We start from the raw sequence: 11,351 nt of genomic DNA, 5'->3' as shown, positions 1-11,351 counted from the left end.
CACCCTGGTGCTGGAGGACGACCCGCCGCTGCCCTGGCCACTGCCGGTGGAACAACTGCAAACCACCGATCAGCCCCTGCAGCAGCAGGCCATTGGCAGTGGCACCGCCCTGGTGCAGTGGATCAACGGCCAGTGGCATGGTGCCGCCGACCCACGCCGGGAAGGCACAGCCTTGAGCCTGCCGTAACCCACACGCCCGACGACCCGAAGCGGACTACAACAGGAAGTCGGCAAACAGCCATCCTGTGATCCTCCGCGCTGCACTGGTCATCAGCTGGGCCCTCCTGATCGGGGCCGGCCCTCGTGGTTCAGCGGTGAACGCAGCCGAGGCCTGGACGTCTTGCCTGTACAACAACAACCCCATCCCCTGCCGGCGCAGCTTTCTCTGCAGCGACGCACCCTGTGATCGCTTCACAGTGGAGTGGAACGACGGCATCCACGACACCTACACACGGGTGAGGGACGGAGCCGCACGCAACGTTGGCTTCTACTCCGATCCGCGGGGAGGGGAATGGATGCTGCGGGGGTTTGCCGGCAGCTTCGGGCTTGTCAATCAAGCCAACGGCAACACCATCATTGTTGGCATGTCGCTGGAGCAATGCCGCAACAGTTCAGCCCTGGGTGACCTCTGCAGCCCCAGGACAACTTGCCCGGAGGGCGTGATCGATCAGCTCAATGGCTTGTACCGCTGGCGGGTGCAGCAGATGCAACAGCACAACGACCGGAGCCAAGCCCTCACTAGCCAGCGCCAGCGCTTCACCCCATCCTTGTTTGGGCTGCTGCTGAAGGCGATGGCACTCACATCCGCGGATGATGGTCGCTTCATCGATTTCGACATCTTCAGCAACACCCAGGTGGAAACATTTGGCGCTGACGTGATCAGCTGCAAGCAGAATGATGGCTCGACCATCGATGCTGAAGTGAAGGTCCACGTCGGCCTCACCGGCAGATCCAGCGGGAACGCACGGCGCCTGTTGTATGAGATGCATCAAAACAACACCGACAGCTGGCGGATCAACGAGATCACCTACCTCGATCATTCTGATTTCGCGCTGAGGGCCTTCCTGGAGGAGCTGCTACAACCGCCTCCTCAAGCGGACTGACGATCCATCGATGGCCCCCAGCTGGATCCGAAACCAATTCCTGCCCCCATGTCTGCTGCTGGCCCTGGGGTTGAGCCTGATGGTGTGGCAGAACAGCGGCACACAGAACCTCAACAGTGCACTCAGTCCGCCCCGAGAGGATGTTGACACTGTGATCAAGAGCGGTCTCGCCAAACTGCAGAACGGTGACAACGCCGGTGCCGTTCATGATCTGACAACCGCTATTTCAATCGAACCATCCGCTAAGGCATATTATCACCGCTCCAATGCAAGACAGGAATTAAACGACTACAAGGGTGCCATTGAAGATTTAACTGTCGTCATCAACACCATCCAAGATCGAACTGGACCCTATTACAACCGTGGTCTCGCCAAATCAAGGCTTAAAGACTTCAACGGAGCGATCGAGGATTACACCAGCGCCATTGCCGTCAACCCCCGATTTGATCGAGGGTTGGTCTCACGCGGCAACGCCCATTTAAAGCTCGATCAATTTGAGCAGGCTGTCGGTGATTACGACCATGCGATCCAGATCAATCCAAGCAATCGTGGGGCCTATATCGGCAGAGGCATCGCCAAAGAGCGCCAGGGCAATTTCAGTGAAGCCTGCTCGGATTACAGGGCAGCGGCAGAACTTGGCTCTCAGAAAGCCGCTGGTTGGGTCAAGAATCAATGCTGACCCCAAGGAAAAGCATTCCAAGGGCACGCCAACGGAAGCTCAACATTGAAGGTTTTGTCGGGAGATGGAAAGCGAAACATTGATGCTTCCTGCTTCCCCCTGACGGGGTCTTGTATAGCGTTAAGCTTGCTGAAAAGAGACGCCCTCTGCAAGCATTAGGCTTCCCGACAAACCCAATCCAACTGAACGAGATTTCCGCAACAAGTGGAAAGAGCTCAAGGCATCATCAATGCGCTGAACTGATTTTCAGGATCAAATGTTCTTGAAATTTGAAGAGTTCCACGGGCCTGGACTTGGTGTCAATGGAGTCGAGTGGTGGAGCCGTCGCCCCGTGAGCACACCATCGCCTGAACGTCTGATCACCACACCCCTCAAGTGAGACCGATGCTGAGCTGCGACTCCCCCAACTGGGTGTCCCATCGAGCAAAAGCACTGGATTGGGCTTCTGCAGTGCATCAAATCACCGACCGTGACAGTTGTCAGGCCACAGCCAAACACCTTGCGGAGCGAATTAGGGCATTCGCCTGAACGTCTTCGCTCAGGAATGATGGTTGGCAAGAATGGCTGCTCACACGCCAAATCATGCATAGCATTGATAAGTTAATGATGACGTTTATGGCTAGATGAACAAGACGAGGCTGATAGCCATTTCGATCGCACTGGCACAACTCTGGATGGCGTCTGGAAATCCAGCATTGGCATCGAATGCTGAGAATGACAAACCGCTAGTCGTTGGAACTGTTGACAATGCCCTGCCCTGCGTGACCCATAAAAAAACCCCGCTCATGGCGGGGTGTGTCAGAGGATTCTCCAATCATTTTCGATAAGTAGGGAAGTACATCGGGTCAGGAATGACAGCCTTGAAGGGCACCAGACCACCTGACTTGGAAAGCTCTTTAAGGTTGTAGAGAGGGGTTTTCCAGTGGGTTTCTGTTCCTGCACCGCTAACGGAGCGCAGTTGATCGAGTGTGAGTTCGGTGTTGGTCATGGTTCTGTGTGTGAATGAGGTGAGGAGGTGTTTCCCTCCGATGCACACACGATGTCTCGAATCACCGGACAGCTCGATGCGCTGGATCAGTACGAGCTGTGAGATTGATCACAGATCGACAACAGGCAACCGTCAAAGACCGGAGGCCTTGAGAGCCTGAAGACCGAGCCAGAGATGGGTCCGAAAGGAGCCAAGTGCCATCACCTGCTGGTTGTTTTTACCGGCCGATGCTTGGTCTGAGGACTGTTCGACCTCCTTCAGCAGGGTTTCAACGCGTTGACTCCAGTCCAACGCGACCTGTTCATTCAAGACGTCTGAATCCGATACAGGGGAACCACTTGGAGCATCGGAAAGAAGTGTGGCGAGCTGTCTGAAGCTCACGGAATCAGGAATGTTCTGCATGCCATCAACCGTAAAAGCACAGCCCTGAAACACCAAGTTCGGCCAACCGGACCCCGGGTTCGGGCAACCGAATCAATCCGAGCCAAACCCTTTGCTGTTGCGAACAACGGTCGTCTTTGCTGGCGGCCTAGCTGGAGAGGATGGAGCCGAATCATCCTTGAATATCAGACCTTCAATCCAAGTGGTCAGCGCATAAACAACAACCAAGGCGGGCAAAATCACCAACCATTCATTCTCAAATTCATAGGGGATCTTCCTCACACCAAAGATCGTGAGATAGCCGGTTCCAAGCGTGAGGATGAAGCGGCGAATCGAGCCAGATGTCAAATGAAATCAGAGAGGTTGTTCAGGCTAGGGGCGCAGCAACTGGACGTCTCCTCAGCAGTCGTACTCAAGCTCCGACGTCTGCTGGCGCTTGAAGGCATCCGATTCCTTCATCTGTGATTCGTCGTACGAAAAAATACTCTGTTTCACCGACGCCATCCCAGAACGGCGATCGCGAAGGGCCTCGATGCGCTTGGCAAGCAGTTCAAAAGACCACTTGGCAGCGGAAAGGATTTGGCTCATGAGAGCTCCTTTTCATCTTTCCAAGTGCTAGCGGGATGAATACCTTGAGACAAGGGCAACAATGCTGATCAAGCTGCCTCAATCGCCAGGTCATCCAGCCCGTTTCGGCCCTTCAGCGATGCGATGAGCCGCCAACAAACGTCGATTAGCGCATCAACCAGGGCCAGCGCAATCCCACCGCCTCGAGTGGATCCATCACCACTTTGTTGAGAGCACGACCCAGCAGAACGTGGGGCTCATCGGCGCGAATCGGACGCACAGGATGGGGACGGCCTGCAGTGACACCGCCGCCGCGCACCTGACCACGTTGCAACAACGCATTCGCGGCCTCGAGACCGCAGACATAGGCCCGTTCCTGGCAAAGGCCCTTGGCACCAAACTCACGCTCGCCCATCCGCACCCAGTCGCCGGCACAGACCAGTCCGGGCAACGCTGTTTCCAGCGGTGGCCGTTGCTGGAAACTTCCTGGGGAAAACAGCGACACCGACCCTGGATAGCGCCGCACCTCCTGGTCCACCACCAGCGCCTGCCGGAACGCCGGTTGCGCCATCGGCAACAGCTCCTGCATCAGACAATCGACAATCGCCTGATCGCTGAGTTGCGCGATCGCCGTGGCGTTATAGAAGTCGCTTGCCACCACGGACCCCTGCACCGGAGCACCGCCCCAGAGCTCCGCGTGATGCTCCGCCTGCAGCTGATCGAGCATGAAGAACGTGGCCCCGGATCCCCGCAACGCCTGGAACCGGGAGAACACATTGGCGGGGTCGGCAACCGGCACCGTGCGGTCGAGCCAGAGCCGAACCGAGACCACGTCAATGGCACCCAACGTGCCGGCCCGCACCAACTCCGGCACCAAGGCAGCACAATCCGGCGAACGATGCATCAGAGCTCCCATCCCCTTGGCACCCACCGCCAGCACAACGGCATCCATTGCCTTGATCTCAGCGCTGCGGCCCGTGGCCACCGAGCGGGTCTCCACCGATGCCACCCGTGTGCCATCAGCGGAGAGGTTCAGGCGTGAGGCCAACGTTCCCCCCAGCACCTCGAGCTGATGGCGATCCCGCAGCCGCTGGCTCAACGGCGCCAGCAGCTGCTCAGCGATGCTCTGGCTCTTGATCCAGCGCACATCAAAGGAATCCTGATGGGCGAGGGCGTAGTAGTAGAGCAACTCCATCGTCACGGCGGCGGAGAGTTCTTCCGGTGGCTTGAACAGTCCCACCAGCAGGATCGGCCGCAGGAACTCATCGATCATCCGATCGCTGATCCGCAGCTGCTTGAACAGCGTCAGGGCATCGATGCCGTCGTACTGCTGATACACCGCATCGTTGCGATGCAGGTCAAGCATGGCGACCAGGAGCCCGGCGATGCTCAGGCGGTCGGCAACCGGCAGTCGCTTGAAGTTGTTGATCGTCGCGAAGGCCTGACCCAGGGGGCTGGGCCACTGCAGACCATCACCGAACACAGGTGCCGTGGCTTCGAGCCCCTCCGGAGACCAGAAGGCACTGGTGGTGAACTCGGTGAACACGTTGCTGAGCCCAAGTTCAGCTGTCAGCGCGTTGATGTTGGGGTAGTCCCTCCAGAAGCCTCGGGTTCCGGCTTCGAACGGCTTGCCGCTGGCGGTTTTGAGTGGCGTACAACCGGTGGGATCGTCCATCCCATCGAGCAGGGTGACGCGAACCCCCGCCTCACACAGCGCTTTGGCCGCGCCCCAGCCGGCCCAGCCAGCACCGATCACCACCACATGGGATGGCCGTGCCTGGTCGGACGTCGGGCTGTCTGGCATCAGCGCAAATCGGCACAGGGACTGCGTGAATCATGCCCGCAGAGCCATTCATTCGGAGAGCACCTGCTGTGGCGCAAGATCCGTGTTCATGCCGATTGTTTTTCACCGGCGGCGGATCTATTCCTGTGTTGATTGATACAAGAGGGTCCGATGACGGATGCCACTCCACCGGAGCAGCGTCGCCGCTCAATCTGAGAGGAGGGTCTTTCTTTGGCGTTTAGCGCGAGCGTCCCTCTGCCATCGCAGAACACGGAGACACCATGCTGATCAACAAGCAACAGAAGAGCGTCCAAGCCACCGAGCCGCTGCTGAACACCGTCAGCGCCTCAATGGAATGCCAGGCACGCAACGATCGTCAGACCTATTTCTCCATCACCCGAGAGTTGGTGAGAGCCCAGTTTCAACTGGCTGACCATGAACTGAGTCAACGCCTGTGGCAGGACGTCGCAGACCGCGATCTCGACGTGGGCCGGATCATTCATCTGATGTATGAATGCTGGTTTCATAGCGACACCGAAGCCATGACCGAAGCCGACGAAGGGTTTCTCGCGCTCAGCGTGTCGTAGGCCTCGAACGGCAATCACCCCTGTGCCTTGATGCCAACGACACGGGGGAGTTTGATCGGTTGAACGCTGTGTGCGACGGATATGAACGTTTGGAGCAGCCTGGCCTTGATCGCTCTCAGCGCAGCTTCGGCCCATCAGTCAGCCGATGCCGCCGAGACGCGCCATGTTGAACAGCAGCGCAACAGCGATGGGTCGAGGCTGCAACTCACCACGACGGTCGACCTGGTCCGCCAACAACGACACTTCAGCGTCGAGCTTCAGATCCCAGGACAAAGCACAACCAGCACGGTGCTGCGCCACGCGCAGACGTTGATAGACGCTCCAAACGGTGGCGCAACACTGAGCGATATCGATGCGGATGGTGTGTTCGAACTGGTGGTGAGGAGCTTCTGCGGAGCCGGGCCGAACTGCTCCTACACCATTTTCAAAATCAATCCCACCAACACAACCGCCACACGCTGGTTCGAGGGTGGTTATGCCCAAATCAAACCGATCGGCCCTTATCTGGTGACGAGCAACCGCTCCAGTTGCTGCTCGTGGAGCCATCGGGTCCTCAAAACACCCAAGACCGGCAGAGCCATGGACGCCAACGACACCATCGCCACCATTGAGGTGAAGGCACCAACGGGCAGCGGCGGTTCGGCTCAATGCAAGATCCAAGCCACCGTTCAGGACGAATGGAACGCAGTGGTCGAACAAACACCCAAACTTCTGAGCTTGTGTGAGACCTACGGGACGTCCGTTGTGATCACATCGCCGCTGTCCAGTCGTTAATCGACCAGAAATTCACTGCGCAATGCACGGGCATCTTGAATGCGTTGAACCGAAGCCAGATGACGCAGCCGCAGCTGCAACCACGCACGCAATCGCGTTGACGCAACGGACTTGCTGAGCAGCCCGTCACTCGGTTCGGGCTCACCGAAGGGAATCGTCATCGCAAGCGATGGGGTCATCAACGCTAGGCAAACCGCCCGCGAGCCGGAGGCGCAGCAAGCGCGAAGGCCGACCACAGGTCAAACTTGAAACTCTGGGTACCCGGGCCATGACCGACCTCACCAGAATCAAACGCGCCGTTCACCGCGATCGGACCAGCCAGCTGATCGCCATCGCCAGCGCTGTTTTGGGCTCCACCGTCAATGCCCTGGACGGGATCAACCTGGACCCTGCGCTGATCAACACCCTGCGCCGTGCCCCTCAGCAGCTGGTCGGCCACGCCATCAATGCAGCGGCCTCAGCAACGGTGATTGCGGCTGTCGATCAGGTGTTGGTTCACCGCGATGCCTTGATCAATGGCAGCCCAAGTGAGCGTCAATTCATCCTGCTGACCATCCTCAAAACCAGTGGGGTGGTCGGGGCCGGGGCCATTCCCTTGACCCTCACCCTCACCTTGGCGTTAACCCTGATGCCAGGACTCTCTGTGGTGTTGGGCCCCCTTGGCCTGCTCGGCTCCAGCGGTGCCGGCTTGCGCCTGCTGAGCTCAGCCTTCAACCATCCCAGCCGGCAGGAGCTCGAGGCGATGGAGAAGGTCCTGGGGCACCTGCAGGGACTGATCGTTGACCTGCAAAGGGACCACAACGGTCAAGCCACAATCACAGTTCCAGCCAGGGTGGTGGGTTAAACAGCCCGCTGATCAAACCTCAAAACAAGCACAACAAATCAACGGAGATAAGACCCTTTAAACATCATCAAAGGGCGACAACGTGACAACAAAATGATGACTACTTCTGCTGTTGCTGTTGTTGGATGTGACGCTTCTTCTGCTCTAGCTGCTGCAACCGGTCCAGATTTTGTTGGTGTTCACCGGGGGACCAATGTTGGGGAAAGGAAACTCGGCTACGCAGTTCAGCAATTTCGTTGTTAAGCGTTCTCGTTGGGTCCTCGGACCATGGGGTTGTTTCAGTCTGACGGATGAAAGGTCCCTTGACAGGCCCGCAACATGAAGAGACATCAACCTCATCCAATTGATGGAACGGTTTCGCACTGTCAGCTTTGAACCAGGTGGTCAAACCGTGGTCGAAATCCATCAGCTGAGTGCACCGGATCAGCCTGACACCAAGAGTCTTCGCATCGATGCAACGCAGCGGCGACGTCGCCGGCGTCAGACCCGTGGCCAACAACGGACCTGGGATGCCGCCTGAGCCAAGGCAAAACCAGCGTCAACGCCGATAGGGCAGGCCGCGATAGACGCGCTCCACGTGCCGGGTGATCTCATCAACCCGTTCGACGTAATGCTTCCGTTCATATTGAAGCACCATGTCTTTGGTCAGACGACGTTGCGGGGCATAGGAAATACCGCGATAGGTGCAAACAGACATCGAAGAGATCAGAAACACCATCAAAAAATGATGGAAGAATTTTGATTGGCAAGCTGCTGTGTATCGCTGGGTCTCGAACTTTGGATTGTTTTTCGTCCTGATGGATCAGGCCGAACCGGACGCAAGTCCAAACGCGATGACGGCCCTTGACCCGACAGCTAATCCGAGCCCACCAACCGGCACAGCCTTCAGTTGCCTTCAGCAACGCCGATGATGGGGTCAGCGTCCGGGCGCCCTGTGCCGAGCACCACCACGTTTCACGAGTTCACGCAACGGGTGAATTACTCGCTGCTGGAGGCTCTGCGTCCGGATCCTGAAGCCACAAGCGACGGTGAAGATCACCGCCCACGACCGGTGAGCTCCGGGCACTGGGTGCCCGTTACACCCACACCGATTCCCGATCCGACCTACGTCACCCACAGCACAACGTTCTTTGCTGAACTCGGCCTGGACGATGGCCTGGCGCATGACGCCGACTTTCGCAGGCTGTTCTCAGGCGACATCAGCATCGCCACCCATCCGATGCGGCCATGGGGCTGGGCCACCGGTTATGCGCTGTCGATCTATGGCACCGAATACACCCAACAATGTCCCTTCGGGACGGGCGATGGCTACGGCGACGGTCGTGCCATGTCGATCGTTGAAGGACTCTTCAATGGCAAACGCTGGGAGATGCAGCTCAAGGGCGGTGGGCCAACGCCCTATTGCCGAGGGGCCGATGGCCGAGCCGTGTTGCGCTCCAGCGTGCGCGAATTCCTCGCGCAGGAGTTCATGCACGCCCTGGGCGTCCCGACATCGCGATCGCTGACGCTTTATGTGTCGCAGACCGAACGGGTGCGACGGCCCTGGTATTCCGAAGACTCCCGCTCCTATGAACCGGATGTGATGGTCGATAACCCCGCGGCAATCAGCACCCGGGTGGCACCATCCTTCCTGCGGGTTGGCCAGATCGAGTTATTTGCCCGGCGTTTGCGTGCCAAGGCACACCCGCAGGCGCGCCATGAGCTTGAGCTGATCGTCCGCCATCTGATTGATCGCAATTACCGCAACGAGATCGACGCTGATCTGCCCTTCAACCGGCAGGTGGTTGAGCTGGCTCGACTCTTCCGTGGACGGCTCACCCGCTTGGTGGCCCATTGGATGCGGGTGGGTTACTGCCAGGGGAACTTCAACAGCGACAACTGTTCCGCCGCTGGGTTCACGCTCGACTACGGACCCTTCGGATTCTGCGAACTGTTCGACCCACGGTTCCAACCCTGGACCGGTGGTGGGCAACATTTCTGTTTCTTCAACCAAGCGAACGCAGCCGATGCCAATTACCGAATGTTCTGGAGCGCACTGCGAGAACTGGTCAGCAGCGACAACGAGGCCACAACACAACTCGATCAACTCCGCGAAGACTTTGCGACGGTGATGCAGCAGGAACTGCAGGCGATGTGGGCCGGAAAACTTGGCCTGAAACAGCAGGACGACAGCCTTGTGCAGGAGCTGCTCCAATTGATGGCAGCATCTCGGGCCGACTACACCAAAACCTTCCGACAGCTGAGCGACCTGCCGACAGATGTTGATGCCTTGAGGCCAGCCTTTTACCTCCCCATCAATGACGACCTGGACCACCAGTGGACGTCATGGTTGCAGCGCTGGCGGGAACAGCTGAACAAGGAAGACGACCTGATGTCCGCAGCATCAGCAATGAAGCGGATGAACCCAGCCATCACCTGGCGAGAGTGGTTGGTGGCACCGGCCTATGAACGAGCAGCGGAGGGAGATCACGAACTGGTGCAGGAGCTGCAGGCGGTCTTCAGCACGCCCTACGAGAAACCGGTGGACGATCTCGCCTCTCGCTACGACCAGCTCAAACCACGCGACTGCTTCAACGCCGGGGGAATTTCGCACTACAGCTGTTCCTCTTAACCGTCGAAGACGGTGATGCCGTGCCAAACGATGAGATTCGCGACCAAACCGGAAACGACTCGTGCCAAAGCAGCACCTTGGCAACCGAATCGACCCGATCAGCCACCAACGCTGGGTAGGTTGCAACGGGTGACAAGGATGAGCTGTGTTGTTGAACTCGACGCAATCAATCAGTGCAATCAACAAACAGATGATCCACGGTGCATGGATGTTGTCCTCCTACAGCGTCGAGGTGAAATCCAACGGTAGAACCTTCGCTCCGATGGGGACTCAACCGAGCGGCTATGTGATCTTTACGCCAGAGGGACGCCTATCGTTCACACTCGCGGCAGATGGACGCAAGGCCGCTGAAACCAATGATGATCGGGCCAAGCTGCTCAACAGCATGATTGCCTACACCGGCACCTATCAGCTCGAAGCCGACCAATGGATCACCCAGGTGGATGTTGCCTGGGACCCGGCATGGGTGGGAACACAGCAAGTCCGGTATTTCAAGATCAATGGAGATCAGCTCACGGTGACAACTCCGTGGCGTGTGATGCCCAACTGGCCTGAGGAGGGATTGACCCGAAGCATCGTGCGCTTCCAACGATGCATGTCCGAGAACATCTGAGATCAGTCAGAGGAGAGAAAAGAACCCTGCCAGCCCCTAAGCGGAACCACAGTCCGGAGATCGAAACAAAGGGACACTTACGTAACACTTGCAACCGTCTTGTCAAGGGGGAGAAGGCGGAAAAGCTAGGGTTGTTGGTACAGATCGGACGTAAATTGGACAGCATCCAGCGATCGGCACGCACGGCGTGGCAAAAAATGCTTCAGCTGTTCAGCCGCCAGCAGCTGATCGCCGACATCCCGGCCCCATGGGACGACCCCCTGATGTGAAACGCAGGGAGTGCCCCGTCGAGCCTTAGTCATCGAGCGGCTCATCCAGGAAGCCAATCACCTCCCGATCCCTGTTGGAGACCAGCCGAGCCAGATAAGCAATATCGGGGCCGGACTTCTTTCGGACTGACTTGGGCAAGCCAGGCGGAGAA

The 11,351-nt window shown here is 58.1% G+C and carries 17 protein-coding genes and 1 pseudogene; 11 read left to right on the top strand and 7 right to left on the bottom strand.

Going from position 1 to position 11,351, the window contains the following annotated elements; genetic code table 11:
• From ACGVKB_RS08455 to ACGVKB_RS08440, 4 genes and pseudogenes are all read left to right on the top strand, one after another.
• Window positions 1-187: pseudogene (locus tag ACGVKB_RS08455) on the top strand (gamma-glutamyltransferase family protein); the annotation flags it as partial.
• Between the two features lie 58 nt (window positions 188-245).
• Window positions 246-1,103 (top strand): hypothetical protein, encoded by an 858-nt coding sequence (locus tag ACGVKB_RS08450; RefSeq protein ID WP_392351063.1) that lies wholly within the window; start codon window positions 246-248, stop codon window positions 1,101-1,103.
• Between the two features lie 79 nt (window positions 1,104-1,182).
• Window positions 1,183-1,782, top strand: a complete 600-nt coding sequence (locus ACGVKB_RS08445; protein WP_392351061.1) for a tetratricopeptide repeat protein — start codon at window positions 1,183-1,185, stop codon at window positions 1,780-1,782.
• Window positions 1,783-2,038: 256 nt separating this feature from the next.
• Window positions 2,039-2,161 (top strand): hypothetical protein, encoded by a 123-nt coding sequence (locus ACGVKB_RS08440; protein ID WP_392351059.1) that lies wholly within the window; start codon window positions 2,039-2,041, stop codon window positions 2,159-2,161.
• Window positions 2,162-2,596: 435 nt separating this feature from the next.
• On the opposite strand, the gene ACGVKB_RS08435 is transcribed toward ACGVKB_RS08440, so the two are convergent.
• From ACGVKB_RS08435 to ACGVKB_RS08415, 5 genes are all read right to left on the bottom strand, one after another.
• A complete protein-coding gene (locus tag ACGVKB_RS08435) occupies window positions 2,597-2,770 on the bottom strand; it encodes a CCRG-2 family RiPP (RefSeq protein ID WP_392351057.1) in 174 nt (57 codons plus the stop codon).
• 132 nt (window positions 2,771-2,902) lie between these two features.
• A complete protein-coding gene (locus ACGVKB_RS08430) occupies window positions 2,903-3,172 on the bottom strand; it encodes a hypothetical protein (protein ID WP_392351055.1) in 270 nt (89 codons plus the stop codon).
• 72 nt (window positions 3,173-3,244) lie between these two features.
• The gene (locus ACGVKB_RS08425) at window positions 3,245-3,499 is read right to left on the bottom strand and encodes a hypothetical protein (RefSeq protein WP_392351053.1); all 255 of its coding nucleotides are present in this window, start codon (window positions 3,497-3,499) and stop codon (window positions 3,245-3,247) included.
• 51 nt (window positions 3,500-3,550) lie between these two features.
• Window positions 3,551-3,739: a hypothetical protein gene (locus ACGVKB_RS08420; RefSeq protein WP_392351051.1), complete on the bottom strand. Its 189-nt coding sequence runs from the start codon at window positions 3,737-3,739 to the stop codon at window positions 3,551-3,553.
• Between the two features lie 145 nt (window positions 3,740-3,884).
• On the bottom strand, window positions 3,885-5,522 hold the full coding sequence (locus ACGVKB_RS08415) for an FAD-dependent oxidoreductase (protein WP_392351050.1): 1,638 nt from the start codon (window positions 5,520-5,522) through the stop codon (window positions 3,885-3,887).
• Between the two features lie 260 nt (window positions 5,523-5,782).
• Between ACGVKB_RS08415 and ACGVKB_RS08410 the strand changes: the two genes are divergently transcribed.
• Together ACGVKB_RS08410 and ACGVKB_RS08405 are read left to right on the top strand one after the other, a co-directional pair.
• On the top strand, window positions 5,783-6,088 hold the full coding sequence (locus ACGVKB_RS08410; protein WP_392351048.1) for a hypothetical protein: 306 nt from the start codon (window positions 5,783-5,785) through the stop codon (window positions 6,086-6,088).
• An 81-nt stretch (window positions 6,089-6,169) separates the two neighbouring features.
• Window positions 6,170-6,862: a hypothetical protein gene (locus ACGVKB_RS08405; protein ID WP_392351046.1), complete on the top strand. Its 693-nt coding sequence runs from the start codon at window positions 6,170-6,172 to the stop codon at window positions 6,860-6,862.
• Here ACGVKB_RS08405 and ACGVKB_RS08400 read toward each other — a convergent pair.
• A complete protein-coding gene (locus ACGVKB_RS08400) occupies window positions 6,859-7,041 on the bottom strand; it encodes a hypothetical protein (protein ID WP_392351044.1) in 183 nt (60 codons plus the stop codon). The genes ACGVKB_RS08405 and ACGVKB_RS08400 overlap by 4 nt on opposite strands.
• Before the next feature lie 89 nt (window positions 7,042-7,130).
• On the opposite strand from ACGVKB_RS08400, the gene ACGVKB_RS08395 reads away from it, so the two are divergent.
• Complete coding sequence (locus tag ACGVKB_RS08395) at window positions 7,131-7,706, top strand: hypothetical protein (RefSeq protein ID WP_392351042.1); 576 nt, start codon at window positions 7,131-7,133, stop codon at window positions 7,704-7,706.
• A 346-nt stretch (window positions 7,707-8,052) separates the two neighbouring features.
• Window positions 8,053-8,226, top strand: coding sequence for a hypothetical protein (locus ACGVKB_RS08390; RefSeq protein WP_392351040.1), 174 nt, complete (start codon window positions 8,053-8,055; stop codon window positions 8,224-8,226).
• Window positions 8,227-8,244: 18 nt separating this feature from the next.
• Here ACGVKB_RS08390 and ACGVKB_RS08385 read toward each other — a convergent pair whose 3' ends face one another.
• A complete protein-coding gene (locus ACGVKB_RS08385) occupies window positions 8,245-8,403 on the bottom strand; it encodes a hypothetical protein (RefSeq protein WP_392351038.1) in 159 nt (52 codons plus the stop codon).
• Between the two features lie 213 nt (window positions 8,404-8,616).
• Here ACGVKB_RS08385 and ACGVKB_RS08380 point away from each other — a divergent pair, with 213 nt between their 5' ends.
• The 3 genes from ACGVKB_RS08380 to ACGVKB_RS08370 all read left to right on the top strand — a co-directional run bounded on the left by ACGVKB_RS08380 (window position 8,617) and on the right by ACGVKB_RS08370 (window position 11,199).
• Complete coding sequence (locus tag ACGVKB_RS08380) at window positions 8,617-10,317, top strand: protein adenylyltransferase SelO family protein (protein ID WP_392351036.1); 1,701 nt, start codon at window positions 8,617-8,619, stop codon at window positions 10,315-10,317.
• A 190-nt stretch (window positions 10,318-10,507) separates the two neighbouring features.
• Window positions 10,508-10,930 (top strand): lipocalin-like domain-containing protein, encoded by a 423-nt coding sequence (locus ACGVKB_RS08375; RefSeq protein ID WP_392351065.1) that lies wholly within the window; start codon window positions 10,508-10,510, stop codon window positions 10,928-10,930.
• A 134-nt stretch (window positions 10,931-11,064) separates the two neighbouring features.
• A complete protein-coding gene (locus ACGVKB_RS08370; RefSeq protein ID WP_392351034.1) occupies window positions 11,065-11,199 on the top strand; it encodes a hypothetical protein in 135 nt (44 codons plus the stop codon).
• Window positions 11,200-11,351 lie beyond the last annotated feature (152 nt).

This window comes from Parasynechococcus sp. (genome assembly GCF_042954325.1).
Classification (GTDB): domain Bacteria; phylum Cyanobacteriota; class Cyanobacteriia; order PCC-6307; family Cyanobiaceae; genus Parasynechococcus.
Note: the sequence above shows the minus strand (reverse complement) of the source record. Positions and strands in the feature narration are given on the sequence as shown.

Coding starts and splice junctions, on each gene's coding strand:
- ACGVKB_RS08445 (WP_392351061.1), top strand. CDS start 1,183: ATGGTGTGGCAGAACAGCGGCACACAGAACCTCAACAGTGCACTCAGT.
- ACGVKB_RS08440 (WP_392351059.1), top strand. CDS start 2,039: ATGTTCTTGAAATTTGAAGAGTTCCACGGGCCTGGACTTGGTGTCAAT.
- ACGVKB_RS08435 (WP_392351057.1), bottom strand. CDS start 2,770: ATGACCAACACCGAACTCACACTCGATCAACTGCGCTCCGTTAGCGGT.
- ACGVKB_RS08430 (WP_392351055.1), bottom strand. CDS start 3,172: ATGCAGAACATTCCTGATTCCGTGAGCTTCAGACAGCTCGCCACACTT.
- ACGVKB_RS08420 (WP_392351051.1), bottom strand. CDS start 3,739: ATGAGCCAAATCCTTTCCGCTGCCAAGTGGTCTTTTGAACTGCTTGCC.
- ACGVKB_RS08415 (WP_392351050.1), bottom strand. CDS start 5,522: ATGCCAGACAGCCCGACGTCCGACCAGGCACGGCCATCCCATGTGGTG.
- ACGVKB_RS08410 (WP_392351048.1), top strand. CDS start 5,783: ATGCTGATCAACAAGCAACAGAAGAGCGTCCAAGCCACCGAGCCGCTG.
- ACGVKB_RS08405 (WP_392351046.1), top strand. CDS start 6,170: ATGAACGTTTGGAGCAGCCTGGCCTTGATCGCTCTCAGCGCAGCTTCG.
- ACGVKB_RS08400 (WP_392351044.1), bottom strand. CDS start 7,041: ATGACCCCATCGCTTGCGATGACGATTCCCTTCGGTGAGCCCGAACCG.
- ACGVKB_RS08395 (WP_392351042.1), top strand. CDS start 7,131: ATGACCGACCTCACCAGAATCAAACGCGCCGTTCACCGCGATCGGACC.
- ACGVKB_RS08390 (WP_392351040.1), top strand. CDS start 8,053: ATGGAACGGTTTCGCACTGTCAGCTTTGAACCAGGTGGTCAAACCGTG.
- ACGVKB_RS08385 (WP_392351038.1), bottom strand. CDS start 8,403: ATGTCTGTTTGCACCTATCGCGGTATTTCCTATGCCCCGCAACGTCGT.
- ACGVKB_RS08380 (WP_392351036.1), top strand. CDS start 8,617: ATGGGGTCAGCGTCCGGGCGCCCTGTGCCGAGCACCACCACGTTTCAC.
- ACGVKB_RS08375 (WP_392351065.1), top strand. CDS start 10,508: ATGATCCACGGTGCATGGATGTTGTCCTCCTACAGCGTCGAGGTGAAA.